Source organism: Gemmiger formicilis, assembly GCF_018784445.1.
In the GTDB taxonomy this organism is placed as follows: domain Bacteria; phylum Bacillota; class Clostridia; order Oscillospirales; family Ruminococcaceae; genus Gemmiger.
The window spans coordinates 341,475-368,055 of sequence record NZ_WQOH01000014.1 but is presented as its reverse complement, the minus strand read 5'-3'; the positions used below and the strand labels follow the sequence as shown (position 1 = coordinate 368,055).

20 protein-coding genes are annotated in these 26,581 nt (G+C 58.9%); 16 read left to right on the top strand and 4 right to left on the bottom strand.

The annotated features are described in order from the left end of the window. Positions 1–246: 246 nt before the first annotated feature. A complete protein-coding gene (locus GPK89_RS06755; RefSeq protein WP_252261513.1) occupies positions 247–867 on the bottom strand; it encodes a glycerol-3-phosphate acyltransferase in 621 nt (206 codons plus the stop codon). A 70-nt stretch (positions 868–937) separates the two neighbouring features. Between GPK89_RS06755 and GPK89_RS06750 the strand changes: the two genes are divergently transcribed. The 5 genes from GPK89_RS06750 (at position 938) to GPK89_RS06730 (ending at position 7,206) form a co-directional block, all read left to right on the top strand. Next, positions 938–1,504, top strand: a complete 567-nt coding sequence (locus tag GPK89_RS06750) for a uracil-DNA glycosylase (RefSeq protein ID WP_215692135.1) — start codon at positions 938–940, stop codon at positions 1,502–1,504. 36 nt (positions 1,505–1,540) lie between these two features. After that, the gene (locus GPK89_RS06745; RefSeq protein ID WP_215692134.1) at positions 1,541–3,925 is read left to right on the top strand and encodes an ATP-dependent DNA helicase; all 2,385 of its coding nucleotides are present in this window, start codon (positions 1,541–1,543) and stop codon (positions 3,923–3,925) included. Between the two features lie 157 nt (positions 3,926–4,082). After that, on the top strand, positions 4,083–5,468 hold the full coding sequence (locus tag GPK89_RS06740; RefSeq protein ID WP_215692133.1) for an MATE family efflux transporter: 1,386 nt from the start codon (positions 4,083–4,085) through the stop codon (positions 5,466–5,468). 124 nt (positions 5,469–5,592) lie between these two features. Then, positions 5,593–6,855 (top strand): diaminopimelate decarboxylase, encoded by a 1,263-nt coding sequence (locus GPK89_RS06735; protein WP_215692132.1) that lies wholly within the window; start codon positions 5,593–5,595, stop codon positions 6,853–6,855. 18 nt (positions 6,856–6,873) lie between these two features. Then, the gene (locus tag GPK89_RS06730; protein ID WP_215692131.1) at positions 6,874–7,206 is read left to right on the top strand and encodes a hypothetical protein; all 333 of its coding nucleotides are present in this window, start codon (positions 6,874–6,876) and stop codon (positions 7,204–7,206) included. Positions 7,207–7,334: 128 nt separating this feature from the next. Here GPK89_RS06730 and GPK89_RS06725 read toward each other — a convergent pair whose 3' ends face one another. Both GPK89_RS06725 and rnhA read right to left on the bottom strand, forming a co-directional pair. Beyond that, entirely contained in the window at positions 7,335–7,730 is a 396-nt protein-coding gene (locus tag GPK89_RS06725; protein WP_215692130.1) for a hypothetical protein, read from the bottom strand. Positions 7,731–7,761: 31 nt separating this feature from the next. Then, a complete protein-coding gene (gene rnhA, locus GPK89_RS06720; protein WP_215692129.1) occupies positions 7,762–8,223 on the bottom strand; it encodes a ribonuclease HI in 462 nt (153 codons plus the stop codon). Between the two features lie 289 nt (positions 8,224–8,512). Between rnhA and GPK89_RS06715 the strand changes: the two genes are divergently transcribed. The 8 genes from GPK89_RS06715 (at position 8,513) to GPK89_RS06680 (ending at position 19,616) form a co-directional block, all read left to right on the top strand. Next, entirely contained in the window at positions 8,513–10,501 is a 1,989-nt protein-coding gene (locus GPK89_RS06715) for a ribonuclease J (protein ID WP_215692128.1), read from the top strand. 25 nt (positions 10,502–10,526) lie between these two features. Further along, positions 10,527–12,494, top strand: a complete 1,968-nt coding sequence (locus GPK89_RS06710) for a DHH family phosphoesterase (protein ID WP_215692127.1) — start codon at positions 10,527–10,529, stop codon at positions 12,492–12,494. A 30-nt stretch (positions 12,495–12,524) separates the two neighbouring features. Beyond that, positions 12,525–12,971 (top strand): 50S ribosomal protein L9, encoded by a 447-nt coding sequence (gene rplI, locus GPK89_RS06705; RefSeq protein WP_215692126.1) that lies wholly within the window; start codon positions 12,525–12,527, stop codon positions 12,969–12,971. 78 nt (positions 12,972–13,049) lie between these two features. Further along, complete coding sequence (dnaB, locus tag GPK89_RS06700; protein WP_215692153.1) at positions 13,050–14,399, top strand: replicative DNA helicase; 1,350 nt, start codon at positions 13,050–13,052, stop codon at positions 14,397–14,399. Then, the gene (gene tilS / locus GPK89_RS06695; protein ID WP_215692125.1) at positions 14,389–15,780 is read left to right on the top strand and encodes a tRNA lysidine(34) synthetase TilS; all 1,392 of its coding nucleotides are present in this window, start codon (positions 14,389–14,391) and stop codon (positions 15,778–15,780) included. Before dnaB ends, tilS begins: the two co-directional genes overlap by 11 nt. Positions 15,781–15,794: 14 nt before the next feature. Then, positions 15,795–16,337 (top strand): hypoxanthine phosphoribosyltransferase, encoded by a 543-nt coding sequence (gene hpt / locus GPK89_RS06690; RefSeq protein ID WP_215692152.1) that lies wholly within the window; start codon positions 15,795–15,797, stop codon positions 16,335–16,337. A 101-nt stretch (positions 16,338–16,438) separates the two neighbouring features. Continuing rightward, positions 16,439–18,475 carry an ATP-dependent zinc metalloprotease FtsH gene (gene ftsH / locus GPK89_RS06685; protein WP_215692151.1) on the top strand — a complete coding sequence of 679 codons (2,037 nt, stop codon included), beginning with the start codon at positions 16,439–16,441 and terminating at the stop codon, positions 18,473–18,475. Positions 18,476–18,491: 16 nt separating this feature from the next. Continuing rightward, positions 18,492–19,616 carry a hypothetical protein gene (locus GPK89_RS06680; protein ID WP_215692124.1) on the top strand — a complete coding sequence of 375 codons (1,125 nt, stop codon included), beginning with the start codon at positions 18,492–18,494 and terminating at the stop codon, positions 19,614–19,616. Between the two features lie 41 nt (positions 19,617–19,657). Here the strand turns inward: GPK89_RS06680 and GPK89_RS06675 are convergent, their stop codons facing one another. Continuing rightward, a complete protein-coding gene (locus GPK89_RS06675; protein ID WP_215692123.1) occupies positions 19,658–20,626 on the bottom strand; it encodes an RluA family pseudouridine synthase in 969 nt (322 codons plus the stop codon). A gap of 96 nt (positions 20,627–20,722) precedes the next feature. Between GPK89_RS06675 and GPK89_RS06670 the strand changes: the two genes are divergently transcribed. From GPK89_RS06670 to uvrA, 3 genes are all read left to right on the top strand, one after another. Next, a complete protein-coding gene (locus GPK89_RS06670) occupies positions 20,723–21,448 on the top strand; it encodes a JAB domain-containing protein (protein ID WP_215692122.1) in 726 nt (241 codons plus the stop codon). A 146-nt stretch (positions 21,449–21,594) separates the two neighbouring features. Then, positions 21,595–23,634, top strand: coding sequence for an excinuclease ABC subunit UvrB (gene uvrB, locus GPK89_RS06665; RefSeq protein WP_215692121.1), 2,040 nt, complete (start codon positions 21,595–21,597; stop codon positions 23,632–23,634). A gap of 47 nt (positions 23,635–23,681) precedes the next feature. After that, complete coding sequence (gene uvrA, locus GPK89_RS06660; RefSeq protein ID WP_215692150.1) at positions 23,682–26,537, top strand: excinuclease ABC subunit UvrA; 2,856 nt, start codon at positions 23,682–23,684, stop codon at positions 26,535–26,537. Positions 26,538–26,581 lie beyond the last annotated feature (44 nt).

Here is a 26,581-nt window from a genome sequence, read left to right as displayed (position 1 = left end):
GAATCAGGCTCGAACTGACGACCTCTAGCGTGACAGGCTAGCGTTCTAACCAACTGAACTACCGGGCCATACCCAGCTTGTTGCGCTGCCGTGGCAGCTGCAACGTTGTTTATTATAACGGCTGAACCCCTAAATGTCAACACCTTTTTTTACTTTTTTTGCAAAAATCGTGTCGAAAGGGGAGAACCCACAAAACAGCGTACATTTTTTTCGCCGTTGCAATAGGGCGGCGGGCGTGGTATCATACTAGTAGTGCCATTTGCGAAAAAACTGCGGCTCCTCGCCCCGGCGCATCCGCTGTAAACCGGCCCAGTGCCGCGTCAGCATGATGGAGGCGCTTACTGTCATGATAAAAGCGCTCTCTCCGCCGTATTGCAGCCAGGCCACCGGCACGGCCAGTGCTGCGATCAGCACGGCCCCCAGCGGCAGATAGCCGGACAGCAGCACCGCACCGCCGCCCGCCAGGCAGCACAGCGCACCGGTGATAGGCAGATACAAAATCAGCCAGGTGCAGTTTACCGCCACGCCTTTGCCGCCGCGGAATTTATTCCAGAACGGCCAGTTGTGCCCCAGCACAGCCCCCAGCCCGCCGTACAAAAGGGCTGTGTGGCCCAGTTCCGGAGCGGCCTGCCAGCAAAACCAGCAGGCGGCCGCCGTTTTCAGCACATCCCCGGCCAGCACCAGAAAGCCCGCAGGCTTGCCCAGATGGGTCAGAATGTTCGCCATGCCGGGGTTGCCGGTGCCTATCTCCCGCGCACTGCACCCGGCTGTGCAGCGGGCCACGATTTCCGCCGTGAGGAAACACCCGAACAGATACCCGGCCCCCAGGCAGAGCACCCGCAAAAACAAACCGTGCTGCCAACTCATCGTGATACCCCTTTCTTTTATAAAACAGTATAGGCGCACGCTGCGCCGTCTAACCATAGAGGTGCATTGTATGGAACTGGAAAATCTGCGTCAGGAATGCCTGAACTGCCGCCGCTGCAGCCTGTGCGATACCCGCACGAACGTTGTGTTCGGGCAGGGCGTGCCCACCGCCGAGGTTATGTTTGTGGGCGAGGGCCCCGGTGCCAGCGAGGATGAGCAGGGCCTGCCCTTTGTGGGGCGCAGCGGCCAGCTGCTGGACCATTATCTGGAGGCGGTCGATTTAAGCCGTGACACCAACGTCTACATAGCAAACATCGTCAAATGCCGCCCGCCCCAGAACCGTGACCCGCTGCCGGAGGAATCCACCGCCTGTATGCCGTGGCTGCGCCAGCAGTTCCAGCTGATTCGACCCAAGATTGTTGTCTGTCTGGGCCGCATCGCCGCACAGCAGATGATGGGGCCGACCTTCTCGGTCAGCCGCGATCACGGCAAATTCTTTGAGAAGCAGGGCACACTGTTCATGGCAACCTACCACCCTGCGGCGCTGCTGCGCTATCCCGTAAACAAGCCTGCCGTGTTCGGCGACTTTGTGGCCCTGCGGGAGAAAATCACGCAGGTCTGCGACCACACCTATTAACTTTAGTATACCACCCGATGCAAGGAGGCACGCGGCATGGAGCCTGAAATTTTGGCACTGACGCTGCCCATCCGGCGTCTGGTGGAATTTTTATTGCGCACCGGCAGCATCGACAGCCGTTTTACCGGCTTTGACCGTGCGCTGGAAGGCGCACGCCTGCACCGCAAATTGCAGCGTGCTGCCGTGAAGGAATACCCCGACTACCAGGCCGAAGCTGCCCTAAAGCAGGACTACACCTGCGCCGGCATTGCCTACACGCTGGAAGGCCGCGCCGATGGCATCTTTACCGACAAGGACGGCACACCGACCATTGATGAGATCAAGACCACGACGCTGCCGCCTGAATTCATCACCGGCGAGCAAAGCCCCGAGCACTGGGCGCAGGCGCAGATCTACGCGGCCATCTACGCTCGCCAGCAGGGGCTGCCCGCCATGCGGGTGCGGCTGGTTTACTATCAGGTGGATGAGGATCTGGAATTTACCTTCCATCACGACTACTCCGCCGACGCGCTGGACGCCATTGTCACCGACCTGCTGACGCAGTACGCGCCCTGGGCCAAGCGCTCGGCCGAGTGGCAGCGGATGAGCCGTGCATCGCGGCAGGCACTGCCATTTCCGTTTGCAAGCTACCGCCCCGGTCAGCGGGCTATGATGAACGCCGTGTACAAGACCTGCACCGAGGGCGGCCAGCTGCTCTGCCAGGCTCCCACCGGTATCGGCAAGACGATGAGTGTGCTGTTCCCGGCACTGAAAGCCGTGGGGGAAGGCGGACCGATTTTTTACCTGACGGCCCGGGGCACGACCCGCGCGGCAGCAGAAAATGCACTGACTCTGCTGCGCGCAGCAGACCCTGATTTGAAGCTGCGCAGCGTGACTTTGACTGCCAAAGACAAAATCTGCTTGCAGGAGCACCGCGAATGCACACCTGAGGCCTGCCCCTACGCCAACGGCTACTATGACCGCGTCAAGGCGGCGCTGTGGGACGGCCTCGATACCCACGCCCTGACCGCCGACGCCCTGCAAGCGCTGGCCCGCAAGCATAAAGTCTGCCCCTTTGAGCTGGGGCTTGATTTGAGCCTGTGGTGTGACGTAGTGGTGGGGGACTACAACTACCTCTTTGACCCGGTCGTACACCTGATGCGTTTTTTTGAGACGGCGGGGGACTACCTGTTTCTTATCGATGAAGCCCACAACCTGCCCGGCCGCGCCCGGGATATGCACAGTGCCAGCCTTTGCAAAAGCGCCTTCTATGACGCAAAGAAGCGGCTGGGAAAAGGCAAAAGCAGCCTGAAAAATGCGCTGACAAAGGTCAACAATATTTTTATTGAATGGCGGCACCGCTGCGAAGAAGTCCTCGGCGACAGCCGCTTTGGCCGCACCTACTTTGAAAAGTCCCGTGCTGAGGGCTTTGACCGTGCGCTGACAAAACTCTGTGAGCCGCTGGAAATTTGGCTGGACGAGCACCGCGACCCCGGCGAGATCCACGACGCACTGTTGCAGCTGTACTTTGATATCCGCGCCTGGCTGCGGGTGGCAGACACGTTTGACAACCACTTTGTTTTGCAGATATCCGCCGTCGGCAGCGAGGTTCGCGCCGCTATGCTCTGCCTGGACCCCAGTGACTTCCTGGCGGCAGACTTTGCCAAGGGCCGTGCGGCGGTGCTGTTCAGCGCCACGCTGGCCCCGGCAGGTTACTACAAGGATTTGTGCGGTCTGCCCGACGCCCGCGCCGTGGCATTGCGCAGCCCTTTTGACCCGGCCAATATGGGGCTGTGGTGCGCCCGGCAGGTCAGCACTCGCTACAAGGACCGGGCAGACAGCATTGCCAAAGTGTCGGATCTGCTGGCCGTGATGGCCGCTGCACAGCCTGGGCACTACCTGGCCTTCTTCCCCAGTTACAGCTACTTGCAGCAGGTGTGGGAGAATTTCGCCGCCCGCTACCCGGACCAGCCCACCCTCTGCCAGGAATCCGCCATGGACGAGGGCCAGCGCACGGAGTTTCTGGCGCAGTTCTTGGCGCGGGACGGAAAGCCCTTGCTCGGGTTTGCCGTACTGGGCGGCGTCTTTGGCGAGGGCGTAGACCTGACAGGGGAGAGCTTGATCGGTGTAGCCGTTGTCAGCCCCGGTCTGCCGCAGATCGGGCCCCGCCAGGAACAACTGCGAGATTACTTTGAGGAGACCCGCGGCGCGGGTTTTGACTATGCCTACCGCTACCCCGGCATGAACAAGGTCTTGCAGGCGGCGGGGCGGGTCATCCGCACGCCGCAGGACAGGGGCGTGGTATTGCTCATTGACGACCGATTCCTGGCCCCTGACACTCGCCGCCTGATGCCGCCCCACTGGGAGCATCTGCGGGTGGTAGATTCTGCCGACGCGTGGAAAGACGAGCTGGCGGCCTTCTGGAAAAAGCACGAACCATAAGCGAAAACAACCGTCAACGGGCGGTTTCTTCCTTTTTGTGCGGATGGCGAAAAAGTGCGCAAAATTTGCATGGATTATCCGCTTGCATTTATATATGTATGTGCTATAATACGATTCGCACGAAATTTTGTATGCATATAAGGGTAAGGAAAAATCCATGACCAAGGACCTCACGAGCGGCAGTCCGCTCAAAGTTATTCTTATGTTCACGTTCCCGCTGGTGCTGGGCAACCTGTTCCAGCAGTTCTACGCACTGGCGGATACCATCATCGTCGGTCGGTTCTGCGGCGTCAGTGCGCTGGCATCGGTCGGTGCGACCGGCTCGGTCAACTATCTGATCCTGGGCTTTGTCATCGGCGTATGCAACGGCTTTGCCATCCCCATTGCGCAGCTGTTCGGTGCGCGGGACTATAAAGACCTGCGCCGTCATGTGGCCAACGCCGCTTGGCTCTGCATTGCGGCCAGCGTGGTGCTGACCATTGCCACGGTGGCGCTGACCCGTCCCATGATGCAGCTGATGCAGACCCCCGACGATATTATCGACGGTGCCGTCATCTATATTGGCTGGATTTTCGCGGGCATCCCATTCATCTTTCTGTACAACATGGTGGCGGCTATCATGCGTGCCTTGGGCGACAGCAAAACGCCGCTTTACTTCCTGATTCTGACCAGTGCGCTGAACATCGGACTGGACTTGCTGTTCGTCATTCCGTTCAAGTTCGGCGTGTTCGGCGCGGCGCTGGCAACCGACATTTCCCAGGTCATTTCCGGCGTGCTGAGCTTTATCTACCTCTGCCGCAAGTTTGATGTCCTCAAGATGCAGAAGGACGACCTTGTGTTCAGCAAAAAAGCCTGTGTGCGGCTGATGGGCATTGGCGTTCCCATGGGTCTGCAGTGCAGCATCACGGCTATCGGCAGCGTTATCATGCAGTGGGCTGTCAATATGCTGGGCAGTACCGCCGTGGCCGCCGTCACCGCCGCCGGCAAAACGCAGAACCTGCTGACCGTCCCGCTGGAAAGCGTCGGCACGGCTATGGCGACCTACGCCGGGCAGAACCTTGGCGCATCCCGCATGGACCGTGTGCGCAAGGGTACCAACAGCGCTATGCTGATCATTCTGGTGTATGGCTTGGCATCCGCGTTTATCCTGCACTTTACCGATGTGCAGATCATGGGCCTGTTCCTGGATACCGCCAAGGAAGTGGACATCGTCGCTATGGGCCGTCAGTACCTCTTCTGGAACAGTGTGTTCTTTGTGCCGCTGGGTGCGCTGATCGTCTGGCGCTACACGATCCAGGGGTTGGGCTTCTCCTCGCTGGCAATGCTGGCAGGTGTGGCGGAAATGATTGCCCGCACGGCGGTTGCCATTATCCTGGTGCCCATCCTCGGGTACTTCGGCGCCGAGCTGGCCAACCCCGCTGCGTGGGTGGCGGCCTGCCTGTTCCTGTACCCGGCCTACCGCTGGACCTGCCGCCAGCTCGACAATCGCCTGTTGGCTGCCAAGCTGCACATCCAGGGCGACCACGCGGAGACAGTGCTGTAAATCCAAAATTACAAGACCGTTCCGAATCAGAACGGTCTTTTTCTGTGTACCCCTTGCCGTTCTGCCCTAAAACGTATATAATAAACATAATTTGAAAGTATATACAGGGAAAGGAAAGACTATCATGACGCAGAAAAAGCCGTTTATCACCCTTGCCCAGGCGAAAGAGATTGCCGCCGATATTCCCACGCCCTTCCACCTCTATGACGAAAAAGGCATCCGCGAGAACGCCCGCAAGGTCAACGCCGCGTTCAGCTGGAACAAAGGCTTCAAGGAATACTTTGCCGTCAAGGCGACCCCCAACCCCTACCTGCTGAAAATCCTGCAGGAGGAAGGCTGTGGTGTCGACTGCTCCAGCTATACCGAGTTGCTGATGAGCGAGGCCTGCGGCTTCAAGGACAGCGATATCATGTTTTCCTCCAACGACACCCCGGCCCAGGACATGAAGAAAGCCTACGACCTGGGCGCTTACATCAACCTCGACGATCTGACCCATGTGGAGTTCCTGGAAAAGGTCGCAGGCGTGCCCAAGACCATCTGCTGCCGCTTCAACCCGGGCGGTGTGTTTGAGCTGGGCAACGGCATCATGGATAACCCCGGCGACGCCAAGTACGGCATGAGCGAGGATCAGATGGCCGAGGCTTACACCAAGCTGATGGCTGCCGGTGCCGAGGAATTCGGCATCCATTCCTTCCTTGCCAGCAACACCGTCACCGACGACTACTACCCGAAACTTGCGGGCATCCTGTTTGAACTGGCCGTCCGTCTGCACAAGCGCACCGGCGCAAAAATCAAGTTTATCAACCTGTCCGGCGGCGTGGGCATCGCCTACCGCCCTGACCAGCGCAGCAACGATATCGCTGCCATTGGCGAGGGCGTGCGCAAAAAGTTTGAGGAAATCCTTGTGCCCGCAGGCATGGGTGATGTCGCCATCTTTACCGAGATGGGCCGCTTTATGCTGGCCCCCTACGGCGCACTGGTCACGACCGTGCTGCACCAGAAGCACATTTATAAAGAATACATCGGCGTTGACGCCTGTGCGGCTAACTTAATGCGCCCGGCCATGTACGGCTCCTACCATCACATTACAGTGCTTGGCAAAGAGGATGCCCCCTGTGACCACAAGTACGACGTCACCGGCGGCCTGTGCGAGAACAACGACAAGTTTGCTATCGACCGTATGCTGCCAGAAATCGAAATCGGCGATATCGTCTACATCCACGACACCGGTGCGCATGGCTTCTCGATGGGCTACAACTACAACGGCAAGCTGCGCAGCGCCGAGGTCCTGCTGAAAGAGAACGGCTCCCATCAGCTGATCCGCCGTGCCGAGACGCCTGCGGATTACTTCGCCACCTTTGATTTCAGCCCTTTCTTCAAGAAATAAGCGCGGGAGGAACCACTCTTGTTTGAATTTCTGTTTGTCATCGGCATTGTGCTGGCGTTTTACGGCTACTCTGTCATGAAAAATCCCCATGTCTGGGGCGACCAGGGCCGCGACGAAATACGCCCGGAAAACTGGAATGGCTATGTTGCCCACAACGGCCAGTTCATGATGTACTCCGGCTTTTTTCTGGCCGCGTTGGCGGCGCTGGATGTTATCTTCACCTTTGCCAGCTGGCTATACTGCCTGATTTTGCTGGGAGGTCTGGCGCTGCTGTTCTATCCCTTGGCCCACTGGATGCACGAAAAAGAGGGCAAATGGTGGCCCTGGCCGAAGCATAAAAAGAAGAAATGAGTTTGTAGGGACCGGGTATGCCCGGCCTGCAACCCTCCCGGAAACGACCGTCCTACCATTACCTACAGTGCAAGCAAAACGCCTGTGCAGGTTCAACCCGCACAGGCGTTTTGCTTTAGATCAGAAATTTACTCCGCCTTTTCCGTCAAAATCTCTTCCACATCCGCTTTCGTAAAATCCCCCAGCGGCAGAACGAGCTTTGCCAGAATCTCCTGCGGTAAATCGCGCAGTGCGGCGCTTTGGTCAGCGTTGGCGTCGGTGGCGGGCAGCACCCGGGAAATGCCTTCACGGTCTACCTCGATGCGGGCAAAGTGCCCGGTGGCGATAAACGCACAGTCCAGCTCAGCAGCCTTGTCGGTCAGCAGCTGCAAAAGCTCGGCGGCAGAAACTGCATTCTCCACGGTAAATGTCTGCACCGCAAAGCCCTGCTGCTGCAAAATGCGCAGTGCTGCGGCTGCGTCGCTGCCGCTGTTCAGACCCAGCAGAATTTTGTCCTGCTTTTCAAACGTATTGAATCCGTCCATGATTTTCTCCTTTTTATAGCAAACGGCGGCGTCAGGCTTGCCGCCCGCCGTGCTTTTTGCTCTGCTCCACGGCCATCCGGTCGCAGCGCTCGTTCTCGGGGTGGCCTGCGTGGCCTTTCAGCCAGTGGTAGGTGATCTCGTGCTTCTCGCTCTCGGCCAGCAGCGGGGCCCACAGGTCGGGGTTCAGGGCGGGGGACTTGTCAGCTTTTTTCCAGCCGCGTGCCCGCCAGCCGCGTGCCCAGCCCTTTTGCAGGCTGTCAATGACATACTTGCTGTCGCTGAACAGGTCGATGGCACAGGGCTCTTTCAGTTGGCGCAGGGCTTCCAGTAGGGCAGTCATTTCCATTCGGTTGTTGGTCGTGTTCGCCTCCCCGCCGGAAAGCTCTTTCTCATACACCTTCTGCGCCGTGCGGAACCGCAGGATCGCGCCCCAGCCGCCCGGGCCGGGGTTGCCGCTGCACGCACCGTCGGTATAAATTTCAATATGCTTCATGCGTTGCACCCCAAATTCTTGCCTATAATAAAACTATTATACCTGCTTTCAATTCATATGGCAAGGTATTTGACAGGAACGCCGTTTCAGATTATAATAAAGTGTAATTGCAATATGTGTGTTTTACCGGGCCTGGCCGCGCCTTTTCAGGCGGGCTTTCCGCGCCCATACCCAAGGCATAGGAGCGTATCTGCTCTGAAAAATACATAAATCGCAACCGTTTACAGGGAATCCGGTACCCGCAGTTGGCAGGTATCAGCCCGAAAATACGTTGATTCGGAGGTTATCGATGGAAGAGTTCAAGCCAAAACGTAAAAATAGTGCACCCAACACCCAGAACGCAGGCCGCGCACCGCAGCCGCGCAAGTCCCGTGCGCCGAAGCCCCAGGGGGAAAACGCTGCCAACGCGCAGCATAAGCCCCGCACCCGCAAGCCACGCCCGGCTGCTGCCGCAGAGCAGAACCCCGCCGCTGCACAGAGTATCCCGGCCCCGCGTCCGCGCCGCCCGCGAAATGTGCAGAATGCGGCAAACGGCCAGGCAGCCGCGCCGCGCCCCCAGGGCCAGCGCCGCGGCCGCAAGCCCCAGAAGCAGGAACATTACGAGATGACCCCGGCCATCCCCATGCACATCTGCCCGTTGGGCGGCCTGGGCGAGGTCGGTAAAAACATCACCCTGTATGAGTGCCAGGGCGATATGATTCTCGTGGACTGCGGTTCGATTTTTCCGGAAAATGATATGTTCGGTATCGACCTTGTCATCCCGGACTTCACCTATGTGCTTGAGAACAAAGACCGTATCAAGGGCCTGTTCATCACCCACGGACACGAGGATCACATCGGCAGCCTGCCGTATCTGCTGAAAAAATTCAATGTGCCGATTTACGCCGCACGGCTCACGATCGGCCTTATCAAGAATAAACTCGAAGAGCATGGCCTGGCGTCCAGCGCCATCTTCCACGAGATCCGCCCGCGTCAGAAGGTCACGCTCGGCTGCTTCACGGTCGAACCTATCCATGTCAACCACTCGATTCCGGATTCGCTGGCTTTCGCCATCGATTGCCCGGCCGGTGTCGTCATTCATACCGGCGACTTCAAGGTCGATTACACGCCGCTGTCCGGCGACGCTGTGACCGACCTGCCCACGATTGCCGAATATGGCCGCAGGGGCGTTCTGGCTCTGTTGGCCGACTCCACGAACGCTGAACGCCCGGGCTTTACCGCCACCGAGCAGACCGTCGCCGAGGGCGTGCGCAGCCTGTTTGCCAAGGCAGGCAAGCGCCGCATCATCGTGGCGACCTTCGCGTCCAACATCTACCGCGTGCAGCAAATCATCGACCTGGCGATCGAGTCGGGCCGCAAGGTGGCCGTCAGCGGCCGCAGCATGGTCTCTAACACCGAGATGGCCCGTGAGCTGGGCTACCTGCACGCGCCGGATAATGTCCTCATTACCATTGATGAGATCAACAAGTACCCCCCGGAGAAGGTCGTGCTTATCACCACCGGCAGCCAGGGCGAGCCGCTGAGTGCACTGTCCCGCATGGCGCAGGCCAGCCACCGCCAGGTGCGCGTCGGCCCTAACGATTTCATCATTATTTCGGCCCGCCCCATCCCCGGCAACGAAAAGACCGTGACGAAGGTCGTCAACGGCCTGCTGTCCCTGGGGGCCGAGGTCATCTACGAGAATATGTACGACACCCACGTGTCCGGCCATGCCTGCCAGGAAGAGCAGAAGCTCATGCTGACGCTGGCCCACCCGCAGTATTTTCTGCCGGTACACGGTGAGTTCAAGCAGCTCAAGCGTCACGCCGAGACGGCCGAGCACCTGGGCTACATCCCCAAGCAGAACATCTATATTGCTGAGAACGGCCAGAACATCCGCCTTTCTGCGGACGGCATGGCTATTGAGAACACCGTCACGGCGGGCGCTGTGATGGTGGACGGCTACGGTGTCGGCGATGTCGGCAACGTGGTCCTGCGTGACCGCCATCATCTGTCGGAGGACGGCATCATCATCGTGACCGCTGCCATCGATGGCAGCAACGGTCAGGTGCTCTCCGGCCCCGACCTCGTCAGCCGCGGCTTTGTCTATGTGCGTGAGAGCGAGGAACTGATGGAAGGCGCCCGCACCCAGGTAGAAATGGCATTGGACCGCAGCCTGGCCGACAATATGCACGACTGGGCCAGCGTCAAGGCACGCGTGCGGGAGGCGCTGTCCAGCTATATCTACCGCCGCACCAAGCGCAGCCCGATGATTCTGCCGATCCTGCTGGAAGTGTAAAAGCCTTTGAGCTGAGGAATGTACAATGAAACACAAGGATGGTCTGGATATAGCCGCCGTACTGCTGCTGTTGCTGGCCGCCGTCGCCGTTATGGTCGTGCCGGTGGCCCTCGTCAGGCCGCAGCTGCTCGCTGTGCCTGCGATGCTGGTGCTCATTGCACTTTGCGTGGTGCTCTACCAGCGCCGCCGTCTGCGCACCTTTCTGGCTAAACAGCTGTGCAGCACCGAGTTTGAAAACAGCCGTATCCAGTACAGCCTTGCCAACCTGCCTATTGCGACCGTTCTTATCAACGATGGCCGCATCCTGTGGTACAACCAGCATTTTAAAGAGCAGGTCCTCGGCGATTATGACGCCGTGACCCGCCCGGTAGCGCGCGTTCTGCCAGAGTTTGACCTGGCTGTCTGCTCCCGCCCCCATGGGCAGGATCTGACCGTGGGGGAACGGCGCTTCACCGCCTACTCTGCCACCGCCAAGGGCAGCCGTGGAGCCAGCCTTGTGTACCTTATCGACGATACCTTCTATAAGGAAACACTCGATGAGTACAACGCCAGCCGCCCGGCGTGTCTTATCATCGTTATCGACAGCTATGATGAGTTGTTCGATGATATGAAGGACAGTGAGCAGGCCAAGGAACTAGAAGCTATCAACAGCCTGCTGGAAGAGTACATTGGCCGCAGCTCGGGCTTCCTGCGCAAAATCTCCAACAGCCGCTATATTGCGGTGGTGGAGGAGCGCGACGTGCGCTGGATGCTGGAAGAACGGTTCGATATCCTCGATAAAGTCCGTGCCCTGCACCCGGGCGGTTTGACCACGCTGTCCATCGGCGTAGGCCGCGGCGGCAAGAACTTACAGGAATGCCATCAGATGGCCCGCGAGAGTATTGACATTGCCCTTGGCCGCGGCGGAGACCAGGCCGCGGTAAAAACCGTGGACGGCTTTGAGTTCTACGGCGGCATTTCCCACGGCGTGGAGAAGCGCAGCCACGTCCGCAGCCGCATTATCTCCAACGCGCTGTGCGACCTTATCAAGCGCAGCGACAGCGTCATCATTATGGGCCACCGTATGAGCGACCTGGATGCCGTCGGCTCGGCGGTCGGTGTGCTGCGGATGTGCAAGATGTGCGGTGTGCCCGCCGTCATTGCCGTTAACAGCGAGGCCACGCTGGCAGGGCCGCTGCTGAAAACGTTTATCGAAGCAGGTGAGGGACACAACTTTATCGCCCCTGACCAAACGCTGGACGTCATCACGCCGAACACCTTGTTGATCATCGTCGATACCTACCAGAAGCGACTGCTGGAAAGCCAGCAAATCTACGAAAGATGCAAGCGCGTCGTCGTCATCGACCATCACCGCATGGCGGTGGGGCACATCGACAATCCGCTGTTGCTCTACCACGAACCCTATGCGTCCAGCGCCAGCGAGCTGGTCTGTGAACTTTTGCAATTTATGCCGAAGGAAAACAATATCACCCCGCTGGAAGCCCAGGCTCTGCTGGCCGGCATCATGCTGGACACCCGCAGCTTTGCACTGCATGTCGGCGTGCGTACCTTTGAGGCTGCTGCCTGGCTGCGCAGCCGCGGTGCCCAGACTGCCGACACCAAGTTGCTCTTTAACACCTCGAAGGAAGAGTATGAGGCCCGCGCCCATATCGTGGAGGCGGCCTACATATATAAGGGCTGTGCAATCGCCCTGTCTGGCGAACTGGAAGCCGGTATGAACGTGGTGCTGCCTATGGCGGCTAACGACCTGCTGACCATCAACGGTGTGGACGCCAGCTTTGTGGCCGTCGCCAAGAACGGCGGTGTCAATATCTCAGCCCGCAGCATGGGCGCACTGAACGTACAGGTCATTCTGGAACCGCTGGGCGGTGGCGGCCATCTGATGATGGCGGGCGCACAGCTGCAGAACTGCACCCTGCAGGATGCGGAACACCGCATCCGTGAACAAATCGACCTTTACCGCGCGGCGCAAGCCAAAAACGCCGCACAGTAATCGGGATATAATTTTGGGAGGAAAACCCTTATGAAGATCATTCTCAAACAGGACGTCAAGACCATCGGCAAGAAAGATGAGATTCATGAAGTTTCGGACGGTTACGCCCGCAACTTCCTGTTCCCGCGCAACCTGGCAGCCCCGGCAGATGCCGCTGCCCTGAACCAGGCCCGCACCAAGAGCGAGGCCAAGGCCCACCACGAGGCCGAGGCCCGTGCCGCCGCCGAAGCCCTGGCTGCCAAAATCAAGGGCCAGGTCATCACCGCTAAAGTCAAGGGCGGTGCCTCCGGTAAGCTGTACGGCAAAGTCACCGGCAAGGAAGTCGCCGAGCTGCTGACCACCCTGACCGGCACCGAAATCGAAAAGAAAAAGGTCGAACTTCCTTCCGCTATCAAGGAGTTCGGCAGCTATGATGCCTCCGTGCGCCTGTACGCCGGTGTCGTTGCGCCCTTCAAGCTGAAGGTCGAGGAACTGTAACTACAAATTTGACAGGAGAGGAGGACGCACGCTGTGCCAAAAAATGAAGAAGTAAGCCTGTCCAGCCTGGGTATCCAGATGCCCTACAATATGCAGGCAGAGCAGAGCGTGCTGGGGGCTGCGCTGATGGATGAGACGGTGCTGAACCGGCTCATCACCGACATGGAACCCGAAATGTTCTACTCAGACCAGAACCGCGCTGTCTACGAGACAATGCGTTCGCTCTATACCGAGAGCGAGGCCGTTGATGTCATCACGCTGGTGAACGCCCTTGCCAACGGCGGTACCTTTGCCAGCGCTGACGACGCTAAAGTGTACATTACCCGCATTGCCGAGACCGTCCCGGCCATCTCCAATGTCGATTCTTATTTTAAGATCGTCAAGGAGAAGTACCAGGCCCGCCGCCTCATCGATGCCGCCCGCGGCATTTTGAGCGAGACGGCCTCCGGCGAGGACGCCGACCTGCTGTTGGAAAGCGCTGAGCAGAAAATCTACGATATCCGCTCGGGCCGTGATAAGACTGGCGTCAAGACCATCAAGGAGTCCATCCTTGAGGTCATTGACACGATGCAGAAGTTAAGCGGTGCTGACCGCGACAAGTTTGCCGGCATTCCCACGGGCTTCAACTACCTGGACACAGTGCTCACCGGCCTGGGCCGCTCGGATCTTATCATTCTGGCCGCCCGCCCCGGCATGGGCAAAACGTCCTTTGCGCTGAATATCGCCACGAACGTTGCCCGCCAGCAGAAGGTGCCCACCATCATTTTCAGCCTGGAAATGACCTGCGAACAGCTGACCGACCGTATCCTTTCCAGCACAGCTAACATCGACAGCCAGGCGTTCCGCACCGGCCGTCTGAACAACTCCGACTGGAACGACTTTGCCCAGGCGACCTCGATGCTCTACAATGCCCCCATTTACATGGACGATTCCTCGGGTATCTCGGTGCCGGAGATCAAAGCAAAGATCCGCACCATCAACCAGGATCCCAAGAAAGAAAAGATCGGGCTTGTCATCATCGACTACCTGCAGCTGATGCAGAGTGCCAAGCGCACCGAGTCCCGCGTGCAGGAAATCAGTGATATCACCCGAAACTTAAAAATCATGGCAAAGGAACTCAACGTCCCTGTTATCGCGCTGTCCCAGCTGTCACGTGCGGCGGAAAAAACGGCAGGCCGTTCCGACCACCGCCCCCAGCTGTCCGACCTGCGTGACTCCGGCTCTATCGAGCAGGACGCCGATATCGTGTTGTTCCTCTACCGCGCGGCCTACTATAACTCCCAAAACGGTGAGGACAGCCAGGCCAACGAGAACGAAGCTGAGTGCATTGTGGCCAAGAACCGCCACGGCGAGACGAGCGTCGTCCGCCTGGGCTGGGATGGTGCCCACACGCGCTTCAGCAATCTGGATGTAGCCCATGAGTTCTGACGCGGAAAAAACTGTACAGCGTATTGAAGAGGCTCTGTTGGACGGCTGCCGCCGGCAGGGTTTGTTTAAGTCTGGCGACAGAGTCATTGCGGCCTGCTCCGGTGGGGCAGACTCGATGGCACTGTTGCTTTTTTTGCTGCGCCACCGTCGCACGCTGGAAATTGAGGTGCTGGCGACCCACGTCAACCACGGTATCCGGGGCGAGACCGCCAAACGTGATGCCGACTTTGTGGCGGATTTCTGCCGCCGGAACGGTGTGGAACTCTTTCTGTATGACGCCGTGCAGGAGGGAATCGAGATACCGCCCCATCCCAGTGAGGATTGGGCGCGCGGCCTGCGGTACGGCTGGTTCGACGAACTGGCCGCGCGGGAGGAAGCCGTTATTGCCACGGCGCACACGATGTCCGACCAGGCCGAGACCGTGCTTTTCCGCATGGCGCGGGGAACCGGGCTGCATGGACTGGCGGGCATCCCGCCGCGCAGGGGCTTTTATGTGCGGCCCTGCCTCTGCCTGACCCGCGCCGACACCGAGGCATACTGTGCCGCCCTGGGGCAACACTATATCCAGGACGAGACGAATGCCGAGGATACCTACGCCCGCAACCGCATCCGGCATGACGCCATCCCGGCACTGCAATATGCGAACTCTGCCGCCGAGCGCAGCATTGCCAGACTCTGCCGCCAGATGCGTGAACTAGATGAATGGCTCACCGCCGAAGCTGCCGCCCTGCTGCAGGCAGCCAGTGTGCCGGGCGGGTATGACGCCGCTGCCCTGCGCAGCGCCGCAGGCCCGGTGCTGGATGCCGCACTGCACGCCCTTGTCAGCCCAGTGCGCGACGCTGAGGAAAAGTATATCAGCCTGCTGCGTTTCCTGATTTTGAAAGGGGAAGGGGCCGTTCAGTTGACCCCGGAAGTGACCTTCAAAATCCGGAACGGACTGCTCGTCTGCCTGACAAAAGAGGGCGCACAGATTGCCCCGGCACCGCCACAGCCCTTTGAACCCGGTGAATTTCGCCTTCCGGGTGGTTATTTTGTGAAATTTCAGGTCGTAAAGTATGAAAAATTTCTAAAAAATCAACCAATTTTCAAAAAAGACTTAAACTGTTGTGCAGATTGTGCTAAAATACAAGGGAATGTTATTCTGCGCACAAGGCAGCCGGGGGATTTCTACCGCCCGGCTGGCCGCCACCTGCGGAAAACACTCAAAAAATATTATAACGAGCTTGGCATACCGCCCGCCGAACGCCCGCTGTTGCCTCTGCTTGCCGATGGCAGCGAGGTACTGTGGCTGTGGGGCTGCGGCTTTGCCGAGGGATGTGCCCCCGATGAGTACACCCACGAGGTACTGACGGTGCGGACAGAAAAAACAGGGGAGGCATAACTCTGATGAACAGCATGGACAAAGATATCGACCATGTTCTTGTGACCGAAGAACAGATGAAGGCTAAAGTCGCCGAACTGGGCGCACAGATCAGCCGCGATTACGCAGGCAAAGACCTGCTGCTGGTTTCCATTTTAAAAGGTGCGGTCGTTTTTATGGCAGACCTGATGCGCGAGGTCAAAATTCCCTGCGCTATCGACTTTATGGTCGTCTCCAGCTACGGCGGTGCCAACACATCGTCCACCGGCCTTGTCAAGATCATCAAGGATCTGGACGCTGACCTGACCGGCAGGGATGTTCTGATTGTCGAGGATATCCTCGACACCGGCATCACGCTGTCCAAGCTGGTTCCGGTGCTCAAAATGCGCAACCCCGAAAGCGTAAAGATCTGCACCATCCTCAGCAAGCCCAGCCGCCGCAAGGCCGACATTGAGCCGGACTACTGCGGCTTTGAGGTGCCCGACGAGTTCGTGGTCGGCTACGGCCTGGACTACGACGAAAAGTACCGCAACCTGCCCTACGTGGGCGTACTCAAGCCGGAAGTGTATTCCGACTGAACCAAAGAATCCAAAATGCCCGGTGAATACACCGGATAGGAGTTGATTTCTTGCAGCACAAACAACCGAAATTCAGCGGCATCCTTGTGGTGGCCGTCCTGATGGTGTTGGTTCTGTTCTTTGTCAGCCTTTCGCCGCTGCTGGCGGCCACCGGCACCAAAGACACAACCTACTCCGAAATTTATTACTACTTTGAAAACCAACAGGTGACCTCTTTCCGCCTGGATCTGGGCACCGGCAGCCTGGAACTTTGGCTCAAGGAAGGCAAAGCCGCCCTGCCGGAGTCCAACGCCGCAGCCAGCCTGCCCAGCGGCGGCCTGCTGAGCCTCGGCGATTCGGAGGACGAGGATCTGCCCGCCAACGGCGGCACGGTCTATATGACCTACAAACTGCCCTACGGCGGTGACTTCAACACCGGAAAAATCTCCGATTTTGTCGATGAATACAACGAGGCCAACCCCGACGCCCCGATGGTGTTCGACTATGTCGCCGCCAAGACAAGCATTCCCTGGCTGGAAATTATCTTCTATGTCGCTATGATTGCCAGCATCGGCATGCTGTTCATGTCGATGTACCGCGGCGGCGCAGGCGGCGGCATCATGAATGTGGGCCGCGCCAAGGTCAAGGATCAGCAGAAGAACCAGCGCAAGGCAACTTTTGCCGATGTGGCCGGTGCCGATGAGGAAAAGGCCGAGCTGCAGGAAGTCGTTGAGTTCCTGAAAGCGCCCAACAAATTCAACTCTCTGGGTGCGCGCATCCCGCACGGCGTGTTGCTCGTCGGCCCTCCGGGTACCGGTAAGACCTTGCTGGCTCGTGCCTGCGCCGGTGAGGCTGGCGTGCCGTTCTACGCGATCTCCGGCTCAGACTTCGTCGAGATGTACGTCGGTGTTGGTGCCTCCCGCGTGCGTGACCTGTTTGAAAAAGCCAAAAAGACAATGCCCTCCATCATCTTTATCGATGAGATCGATGCTGTAGGCCGTCAGCGCGGCGCAGGTCTCGGCGGCGGCCACGATGAGCGTGAGCAGACCCTGAACCAGCTGCTGGTCGAGATGGACGGTTTTGACGCCAACGACGGCGTTATCGTTATGGCCGCCACGAACCGTGCGGATATCCTGGATAAGGCGTTGCTGCGCCCGGGCCGTTTTGACCGCCAGGTCTATGTAGGCCTGCCCGACGTCAAGGGCCGCGAGGAGATCCTCCGGGTCCACACGAAGAATAAGCCCCTCGGCCCCGATGTGAGCCTGAAAACGATCGCCCGCTCCACCGCCGGTTTCTCCGGTGCGGATTTGGAAAACCTCGTCAACGAGGCGGCCCTGCTGGCTGCCCGCCAGGGCAAGAAGGCCATCACCGAGAAGGAGATTGAGGAAGCCTCCGTCAAGGTCATGATGGGCCCCGAGAAGAAGAGCCACGTTGTCACCGACGAGGAGCGCCGCCTGACCGCTTACCACGAGACAGGCCACGCCATCACCGGCTACTTCTGCAAGCACCATGACCCGGTGCACCAGATCAGCATTATCTCCCGCGGCGGTGCAGGCGGCTACACGATGTACCTGCCCGAGAAAGACCCCAGCTACGTCACCAAGACTGCAATGTTCGAGAACATCGTCTCGCTGCTGGGCGGCCGTGTGGCCGAGCAGCTTGTGCTGGATGACATCTCCACAGGCGCATCCAACGACCTGCAGCGCGCCACCGATACGGCCCGCGCCATGGTCACGCGGTACGGCTTCTCGGAGCGGATGGGTCCTGTCGTCTACGGCAGCGACCCCGGCGAAACCTTCTTGGGCCGTGACTTCGGCCAGGGCAAGGGCTACTCCGAGACGATTGCCTCCGAGATCGACAACGAGATCCGTGACATTGTGGACGAAGCCTACGAGACCGCCCGCCGCACCCTGACCGAGCACATGGACGAGCTGCACAAGGTCGCAGGCGTCCTGATGGAGCGCGAGAAGATCAGCGGCGAGGAATTCAAGACCCTGATGGAGGGTGGAACCCTGCCGCCCTATGACATCGGCAAGGGCGAAACCGCCAAACCCGAAGCACCTGCGCCGGGAAATGCAGAACCTGTGCAGCCTGCCGAACAGACCGAAACCCAGCAGCCAGCCGAGCCGGACAACACCCAGCCCGACACGCAAGAGTAAAGAGTAGGTGTGAACTATGGATCAGAATTTTTCCCTGATGGCGCAGTCCCGCGCTAACTATTACACGGCCGGCAGCCCGGTCCAGTTTGTGCGTGTTGAGCTGCTGAAAGGCGACGTGACCGGTGAGGTCGCCGTCTGCCTGACCTTTAAAAATGTCGGCACCGAGCCGCTGACCGGCTTGGTCGTCCACTTCAAATGTAAGGATGCCGCCGGTCAGGTCCTGTGCGAGGATGACTTCTACTATGAGCAGCTCAACGCCCAGCCCGGTACTGTGTTCGGCAGTGACGATGCCGTCTATGTCAGCGACACGCCGGTCTCCAGTGTCGAAGTCGAGCAGGATCGCGCGTTCCTGAATGGCCGCGGCGTTGACCTGCGCAACTACAAGCGCGTGCGCCTGAATATGCCCCGTGTGCTGCCCGGCTCCATTTCCCGCACTTTGCAGCAGCGCACCGGCAATGTGCAGCTGACCTGTGTGCCCCAGGATACCGAGTACGGCTGGTTCTGCGCCTGCGGCGCGTTCCACCCCAACGAGGAAAACACCACCGTCTGCTCCGAGTGCGGCGGTGACCGCGCAGCCATCAAGGCCACGCTGACCGGCATTTTGGAGGAAGCCCGCCAGGCTGCCGAACGCCAGCAGCAGGAAGTCAACGCCGTTGCAAACAGCGTTGCGCCTGCCCCGGCCCCTCAGCCCCAGGCACAGCCTGCCCCTGCCGCTACTGACCCCCGCGCTATGGCCAACGCCGTGCAGGCCGCTATCACGGGTCAGCAAGATATCCCGCCGCAGAGTGCCTACGAGCCGGAACAGGCTACCGCCGCCTTTGAGCCGCAGAGCAACGGTTATGCGGATGATGAGGACGAGGAAGCCGAGCGCGTCCGCCGTTACGCCCCCAAGGGCCGTCTGTTCGACGACGAGGATGACGAGGACGACGGCACCCAGATGTACGACACCGACGATCTGGACGACGACGATTACGATGATCGCAAGAAGTCCAAGAAGCGAGGCCGTTACGCCGATGACGACGAGTCCAGCGAAGATGACGTCATGGCCGAGCGTATCATCCGCCTGGCCCCGCCCATCACGGCCATCGCCTGCGCACTGATTGTTGCGGTATCCTTGGTCTATCATTTCATTTTGGCATAAAAAATTGCCGTGGCATTCCGCTTTTGGAATGCCACGGCTTTTTATTTTTCTGCCGTCAAACGCTCGAACGTCTTAATGATTTCCGGATCATTCAGCTTAATGACCTTGCCGGAAAGGTAGTGCAGTGTATTTTCCTCGGGAATGCGGCCAAACGTCAGCCGTTGGGCACACAACGCCTGGGTCTTTAGCCCACTGCGCTCGTTCATCTTGCGGTTGCCGTACTTGATATCGCCCAGTACTGGGTGGCCCAGGTAAGCCAGGTGGGCGCGTATCTGGTGGGTACGCCCGGTAATCAGTCCGATGCGGCACAGCGCAAACGGCCCTGCCTGGCGGATGACTGTCACTTCGGTGATGATCTGCTTGTAGCCCTCGCTCTCCCGCGCATGGATGTGCACCTTGTTGTTTTTTTCGTTGTGCTGCAGCCAGGCCACAAACCGGCCCTGGGGCGGGGCCCCCACCGTAATGGTCAGGTATTCCTTCTTCATTAAGTCGTCGCGGATGATGGTGTTCAGATCGCGCAGGGCTGTGTAACTCTTGGCGGCCAGCACCAATCCTTCCGTGCCGCGGTCCAGACGGTTGCACAGTGCCGGGGCAAACCGTTTTTCGGCGTGGGGGTCATACTCGCCCTTGCCCTCTAAATATGCGGCAAAGGCGTCCACCAGGTTGGCATCCCCGGTGCGGTCGCTGTGGCAGAGCAGGTGCGCGGGCTTGTACAGCACCGCAAAGTTGGCATCCTCGTACACAACGGTCACAGGGGGCTGTTTGCGCGGCGGCTTGGCAGCCTTGGCGGCTGGCTTGCCCACCGGGAAAAACTCGTCATTGATGTACATTTCGATCAAATCGCCGGTCTGCAGCCGGGTGTCCGGCTCGGCGCGTTTGCCGTTGACTTTGATGCGTTTATTGCGGAACGCCTTGTACATCATGCTGCGGGGCATATCTTTGGTTACGCCCTCCACAAAGCGGCTCAGGCGCACGCCGTTTTCGTTGGGGCCTGCTGTAAAACTTTTCATCGTATCCTCTTTAAAAATCATGCGTAAAACAGTTGTCTAAATGCTCTATTCAGTATATAATAAAACCAGCAAAACGTAAAGATGGGATGTGAAAAAATGGCAGAGGAAAATCTCCACGCGAACCACCGCGCCCGGATGCAGGAGCGCGTTGACCGCGACGGTCTGGACAGCCTGGCCGAGCATGAGGCGCTGGAATACCTGCTGTTTTTGTCTATCCCGCGGGCAGACACCAACGAACTGGCCCATCGGCTCATCAACCACTTTGGGGATTTCTGCAAGGTGATGGAGGCCGAACCCGACGAACTGATGCAGGTCGAGGGGGTCGGCCCCAAGAGTGCGCGGCTGATTGCCACAGTTATGGCGTTCGGCCGGTACTACCAGCTGAAAAAGCGCAAGACCCGCCAGGCTCTTGACAAGGCCGAGGCGGCCATTGAGTACGTGAAACCCCTGTTCCGCGGCGTGCAGAATGAGCAGCTGTATTTGATTCTGCTGGACGACGCCTGCCGACCAGTGCAGGATCTGCGCATCGCCGAGGGTGTGCCCAACCGCGTGACGGTGGACACTCGGAAGCTGCTGCGCGCCGTGGCCCGCACCAACTCTACCTGCGGCATCCTGGCCCACAACCATCCCACCGGGTTGGCCATCCCCTCCGAAGCCGACCGCCTGACGACCTACCGCATTATGGAAGTCACCGGCCAGCTGGGCTTTACTATTATGGATCATATCATCATAGCAGGGGAGGACGGCTGCTCAATGCTGAACCGTGGCAGCCTGCCCGAGTACCGCCCGGGCGGCGGCATCCTGCAGGCCGCCAGCCGATGAACCTGCCTCAAACGCTCTGCCGCCAGACCGGCAGGGCGCATTTTTTCTGCTTTTTCGCACAAAATGTTCGCAAAGGACTTTACATTAAAAATTTGTCGTGTTATAATCTTTATACAACTAATCGTTGTACTCTGAAAGGAGAGACAATGGACGAAGTTTTTCACTTGAAAGCCCCATTCCAGCCCACCGGCGACCAGCCACAGGCGATAGAAGCGCTGGTACAGGGCATCAACGAAGGGGACGAAGCCCAAACGCTGCTGGGCGTCACCGGTTCCGGCAAAACATTCACGATGGCGAACATCATTGCCCGGTGCAACCGCCCTACGCTGATTCTGGAGCCGAACAAAACGCTGGCAAGCCAGATTTGTACTGAGATGCGCGGCTTTTTCCCGGAGGATGCCGTGGAGTATTTTGTCTCTTACTACGACTACTACCAGCCGGAGGCCTACATTCCCTCCACGGATACCTATATTGAAAAGGACAGCGCCATCAACGACGAGATCGACCGCCTGCGCCACTCGGCCACGGCGGCCTTGTCCGAGCGGCGCAACGTCATCATTGTGGCATCGGTGTCCTGCATCTACTCATTGGGCGACCCTATCGACTACCGCAGCATGGTCATTAGCCTGCGCCCCGGTATGCAGATGGAACGCGATGAACTGTGCAGCCGCCTGGTCAAACTGCAATATGAGCGCAACGACATGAACTTTATCCGCAACAAGTTCCGCGTGAAAGGGGACACGGTGGACATCCACCTGGCTTACAACGATGAGTACGCCATCCGGGTAGAGTTCTTTGGCGACGAGATTGACCGCATCATCGAGTTTGACCCGCTGACCGGTGAGCATAAGAATATTGTACGCCATGTTGCGATTTTCCCGGCCAGCCACTATATTGTCGGCCCGGAAAAGATGGCGGAAGGCCTGAAAAAGATCCAGGCCGAAATGGAAGAACAGGTCAAAAAATTCACCGAGGAAGGCAAACTTCTCGAGGCACAGCGTATCCAGCAGCGCACGAACTACGATATGGAAATGCTGCAGGAAGTCGGCATGTGCAAGGGTATTGAAAACTACTCTGCCGTGCTGTCCGGCCGTGCGCCGGGGTCTACCCCCACAACGCTGCTGGACTACTTCCCAGACGATTTCCTCTTGATGGTGGACGAGAGCCACGTCATGCTGCCCCAGGTGCGCGGTATGTTTGGCGGCGATTACAGCCGTAAGAAAACGCTGGTGGAATACGGTTTCCGCCTGCCGTCGGCCTTCGACAACCGCCCGCTGAAATTTGAGGAATTTGAGTCGAAAATCCATCAAAAAATCTTTGTCTCAGCCACCCCCGGCGAGTATGAGCGCCAGCATTCCAGCCGTGTGGCAGAGCAAGTCATCCGCCCCACCGGCCTGCTGGACCCGCTTATCATGGTGCGCCCAGTCGAAGGGCAGATTGAAGACCTGTTGGGCGAGATACGCACCCGCATTGACCGCGGTGAGCGTGCCCTTGTCACAACGCTTACCGTCAAGATGGCCGAGGATTTGACCGACTACCTGGAAGAACACGGCGTCAAGACGAAATATATGCACCATGAGGTCGATACGTTTGAGCGCATGGAGATCATCAAAGATCTGCGCGTTGGGGCTATCGACGTCATTGTCGGCATCAACCTTCTGCGCGAGGGTCTGGACCTGCCCGAGGTATCGCTGATTGCGATATTAGACGCCGACAAGGAAGGCTTCCTGCGCAGCGAGACGAGCCTAATCCAAACCATCGGCCGCGCAGCTCGCAACGCCAATGGCGTGGTGCTGATGTACGCCGACGAAGTCACGCCCAGCATGGAGCGGGCCATCATGGAGACCGAGCGCCGCCGCGCAATTCAGGATGCCTACAACAAAGAGCACGGCATCACGCCCAAGACCATCGTCAAGGCCATCGGCGACGGGCTGGAAATCAGCATGAGCGAGGAAAACAAGCGGATGCGTCAGCACCGCATGAGCCGCGTGGAGCGTCAACAGACCATTGAGCGCCTGACCAAGGAAATGAAAGAGGCTGCACGCTTGCTGCAATTTGAGCTGGCCGCCCAGCTGCGCGACGAAATACAGCGCCTGGAACGTGGAGAGGATCCCACTGCCGCCGACACCAGCGAGCGCAAGGCCGCCGCCAAAACACGCAAAGGCAGGAGGAAATATAAAAATTGAGTACCACACCCGAAAAAACGCCTGCAAAGCGCAATTCTAAAATCAAAATCGACCCGAACAACCGCATTGTCATCAAGGGCGCACGGGAGCATAACCTGAAAAACGTCAGCCTGGAACTGCCCCGAGACAAGCTCATTGTCATGACCGGTCTGTCCGGATCCGGCAAGTCGAGCCTTGCGTTTGACACGATCTTTGCGGATGGTCAGCGCCGCTATATGGAAAGCCTTTCCAGCTACGCCCGCCAGTTCTTAGGGCAGATGGAAAAGCCCGATGTGGACGAAATCACCGGCCTGTCCCCGGCAATCTCCATCGACCAGAAAACCACCAGCCACAACCCGCGCTCCACCGTGGGCACGGTCACCGAGATTTACGACTACCTGCGCCTGATGTACGCTCGTATCGGCGTGCCGCACTGCCCGATCTGCGGCCGGGAAATCACCCAGCAGACCGTGGATGAGATGGTGGACGAGGTGCTTAAGCTGCCCGAGCGCACCCGCTTCCAGGTATTGGCCCCGGTCGTCCGTGCCCGCAAGGGCACCCAGGCCAAGGAACTGGACGCCGCCCGCCGCGCCGGTTTTGCCCGCGTGCGTATCGATGGCAATATGTATGACCTGAGCGAGGAAATCAGCCTCGAAAAGAACATCAAGCACACGGTGGAGATTGTTGTTGATCGTCTGGTTATCAACGATACTGTGCGCGGCCGCCTGGCGGATTCCATCGAGACTGCGCTGGCTCAGGCCAACGGCTTGGTGGTCATTGACGTTATCGGCGGCGAACCGATGATGTTCAGCCAGAGCTACGCCTGCCCCGAGCACGGCGTCTCGGTCGAGGAACTGACCCCTCGGATGTTCAGCTTCAACAACCCATTCGGTGCCTGCGAGAAATGCACTGGCCTGGGCACCTTTATGAAAGTAGACCCGGCCCGCGTCATCCCCGACAAGCGCAAGTCCATCCGTGAGAGTGCCATCAAGGCCAGCGGCTGGTACTATGCCGAGGGTTCAATCTCGGAAATGACCTACAAGGCCCTGGGCAAGCACTACGGCTTCACGCTGGACACACCCATCAAGGAGTTCAGCAAGGAGGCCCTGCACGCCCTGCTGTATGGTACCGGAGATGAACGTATTGAGATGCAGCGCGAGAGTATGTTCGGCTCGGGCACCTACTACAACCAGTTTGAGGGCATCATTCCGAACCTGGAACGCCGCTTCCGCGAGACGAGCAGCGAGTGGGTCAAGGAGGAAATCGCCCTTGTCATGTCCAGCGAGGAGTGTCCCGCCTGCCATGGCCGCCGCTTAAAGCCCACCAGCCTGGCCGTGACCGTGGGCGGCATCAACATTTCCGACTTCTGCGACAAGAGCGTCAATGAAGAACTGGATTTCATTAACACCGCCAAGGTCAGCGCCCGGGACGAAATGATCGGTGCGCCGATTTTTAAAGAGGTCAAAGAGCGCCTGGGCTTCTTGAAGAGTGTGGGCCTGGGTTACTTGACCCTGTCCCGCGGCGCGTCGTCGCTGTCCGGCGGCGAGAGCCAGCGCATCCGCCTGGCGACCCAGATTGGCAGTGCGCTGACTGGTGTGCTCTATGTGCTGGATGAGCCGAGTATCGGCCTACACCAGCGTGACAACGACAAGCTGATTGCCACGATGAAGCGCCTGCGCGACTTGGGCAACACCCTGATTGTCGTGGAGCACGACGAGGACACGATGCGTCAGGCAGACTATATCGTCGATGTTGGCCCCGGTGCGGGCGTCCACGGCGGTGAGATCGTCGCGGCTGGCAGTGTAGCGGATATCTGCAAGGCAAAGCGCAGCATCACCGGCGCGTACTTGTCGGGCCGCAAATTTGTTGAGGTTCCCGCCACCCGGCGCGAGGGAAACGGAAAGTTCCTGCGCGTCGTCAAGGCACGCGAGAACAACCTGCAGGATATCACAGTAGATTTTCCGCTGGGCAAGATGATCTGCGTCACCGGCGTGTCCGGCTCCGGAAAATCGACGCTTGTCAATGAAATTTTGTACAAGACGCTGGCGGCAGCCCTGAACGGTGCCCGCAGCCGTCCCGGCCAGTGCGAGGAAGTTGAGGGCATGGAGTGGGTCGATAAGGTCATTGGCATTGACCAGTCGCCCATTGGCCGCACGCCGCGCTCCAACCCGGCCACCTACACCGGCGTGTTCGGGGATATCCGCAGCCTGTTCGCCAACACCCAGGACGCCAAAATGCGCGGCTACGGACCCGGGCGTTTCAGCTTTAATGTTAAGGGCGGCCGCTGTGAAGCCTGCGAGGGCGGCGGCATCCTGACCATTGAAATGCACTTCCTGCCCGATATCTACGTGCCCTGCGATGTCTGCAAGGGCAAGCGCTACAACCGCGAGACGCTGGAAGTCAAGTACAAGGACAAGAATATTTCCGATGTGTTGGATATGACGGTGGAGGAAGCCTGCGTTTTCTTCGCCAACATCCCGAAAATTGCCCGCAAATTGCAGACTTTGCAGGAAGTCGGCCTCGGTTATATCCAGCTGGGCCAGGCCGCCACGACGCTGTCCGGCGGCGAAGCGCAGCGCGTCAAGCTGGCCAATGAACTGGCCCGCCGCGACACCGGGCAGACTGTCTATATCCTCGATGAGCCGACCACCGGCCTGCACGTCGCGGATGTCCACCGCCTGGTCAAGGTCCTGGACAAGCTTGTCGATGTGGGTAACACGGTCATCGTCATCGAACACAATCTCGACGTCATTAAGCGTGCTGACTATATCATCGACCTTGGCCCCGAGGGCGGCAGCGGCGGCGGTACCATCGTCGCGACCGGCACGCCTGAGGAAGTCGCGCAAAATCCCAACTCCTTCACCGGGCAATACCTGAAACCCGTGCTGGAACGCGCGGCAGAATTGCAGCAATCACAAAAATAACACAGACGGCTTTCCTGCGGGAAAGCCATTTTCTTTGTTGTGCC

Excerpts from the sequence above, each read along its gene's own strand:
- GPK89_RS06740 (WP_215692133.1), top strand. The coding sequence starts at position 4,083 with ATGACCAAGGACCTCACGAGCGGCAGTCCGCTCAAAGTTATTCTTATG.
- GPK89_RS06670 (WP_215692122.1), top strand. The coding sequence starts at position 20,723 with ATGGCAGAGGAAAATCTCCACGCGAACCACCGCGCCCGGATGCAGGAG.
- GPK89_RS06710 (WP_215692127.1), top strand. The coding sequence starts at position 10,527 with ATGAAACACAAGGATGGTCTGGATATAGCCGCCGTACTGCTGCTGTTG.
- GPK89_RS06735 (WP_215692132.1), top strand. The coding sequence starts at position 5,593 with ATGACGCAGAAAAAGCCGTTTATCACCCTTGCCCAGGCGAAAGAGATT.
- tilS (WP_215692125.1), top strand. The coding sequence starts at position 14,389 with ATGAGTTCTGACGCGGAAAAAACTGTACAGCGTATTGAAGAGGCTCTG.
- GPK89_RS06680 (WP_215692124.1), top strand. The coding sequence starts at position 18,492 with ATGGATCAGAATTTTTCCCTGATGGCGCAGTCCCGCGCTAACTATTAC.
- ftsH (WP_215692151.1), top strand. The coding sequence starts at position 16,439 with ATGGTGTTGGTTCTGTTCTTTGTCAGCCTTTCGCCGCTGCTGGCGGCC.
- GPK89_RS06715 (WP_215692128.1), top strand. The coding sequence starts at position 8,513 with ATGGAAGAGTTCAAGCCAAAACGTAAAAATAGTGCACCCAACACCCAG.
- GPK89_RS06725 (WP_215692130.1), bottom strand. The coding sequence starts at position 7,730 with ATGGACGGATTCAATACGTTTGAAAAGCAGGACAAAATTCTGCTGGGT.
- GPK89_RS06675 (WP_215692123.1), bottom strand. The coding sequence starts at position 20,626 with ATGAAAAGTTTTACAGCAGGCCCCAACGAAAACGGCGTGCGCCTGAGC.
- rnhA (WP_215692129.1), bottom strand. The coding sequence starts at position 8,223 with ATGAAGCATATTGAAATTTATACCGACGGTGCGTGCAGCGGCAACCCC.
- GPK89_RS06745 (WP_215692134.1), top strand. The coding sequence starts at position 1,541 with ATGGAGCCTGAAATTTTGGCACTGACGCTGCCCATCCGGCGTCTGGTG.
- dnaB (WP_215692153.1), top strand. The coding sequence starts at position 13,050 with ATGCCCTACAATATGCAGGCAGAGCAGAGCGTGCTGGGGGCTGCGCTG.
- uvrB (WP_215692121.1), top strand. The coding sequence starts at position 21,595 with ATGGACGAAGTTTTTCACTTGAAAGCCCCATTCCAGCCCACCGGCGAC.
- GPK89_RS06750 (WP_215692135.1), top strand. The coding sequence starts at position 938 with ATGGAACTGGAAAATCTGCGTCAGGAATGCCTGAACTGCCGCCGCTGC.
- GPK89_RS06755 (WP_252261513.1), bottom strand. The coding sequence starts at position 867 with ATGAGTTGGCAGCACGGTTTGTTTTTGCGGGTGCTCTGCCTGGGGGCC.
- hpt (WP_215692152.1), top strand. The coding sequence starts at position 15,795 with ATGGACAAAGATATCGACCATGTTCTTGTGACCGAAGAACAGATGAAG.
- rplI (WP_215692126.1), top strand. The coding sequence starts at position 12,525 with ATGAAGATCATTCTCAAACAGGACGTCAAGACCATCGGCAAGAAAGAT.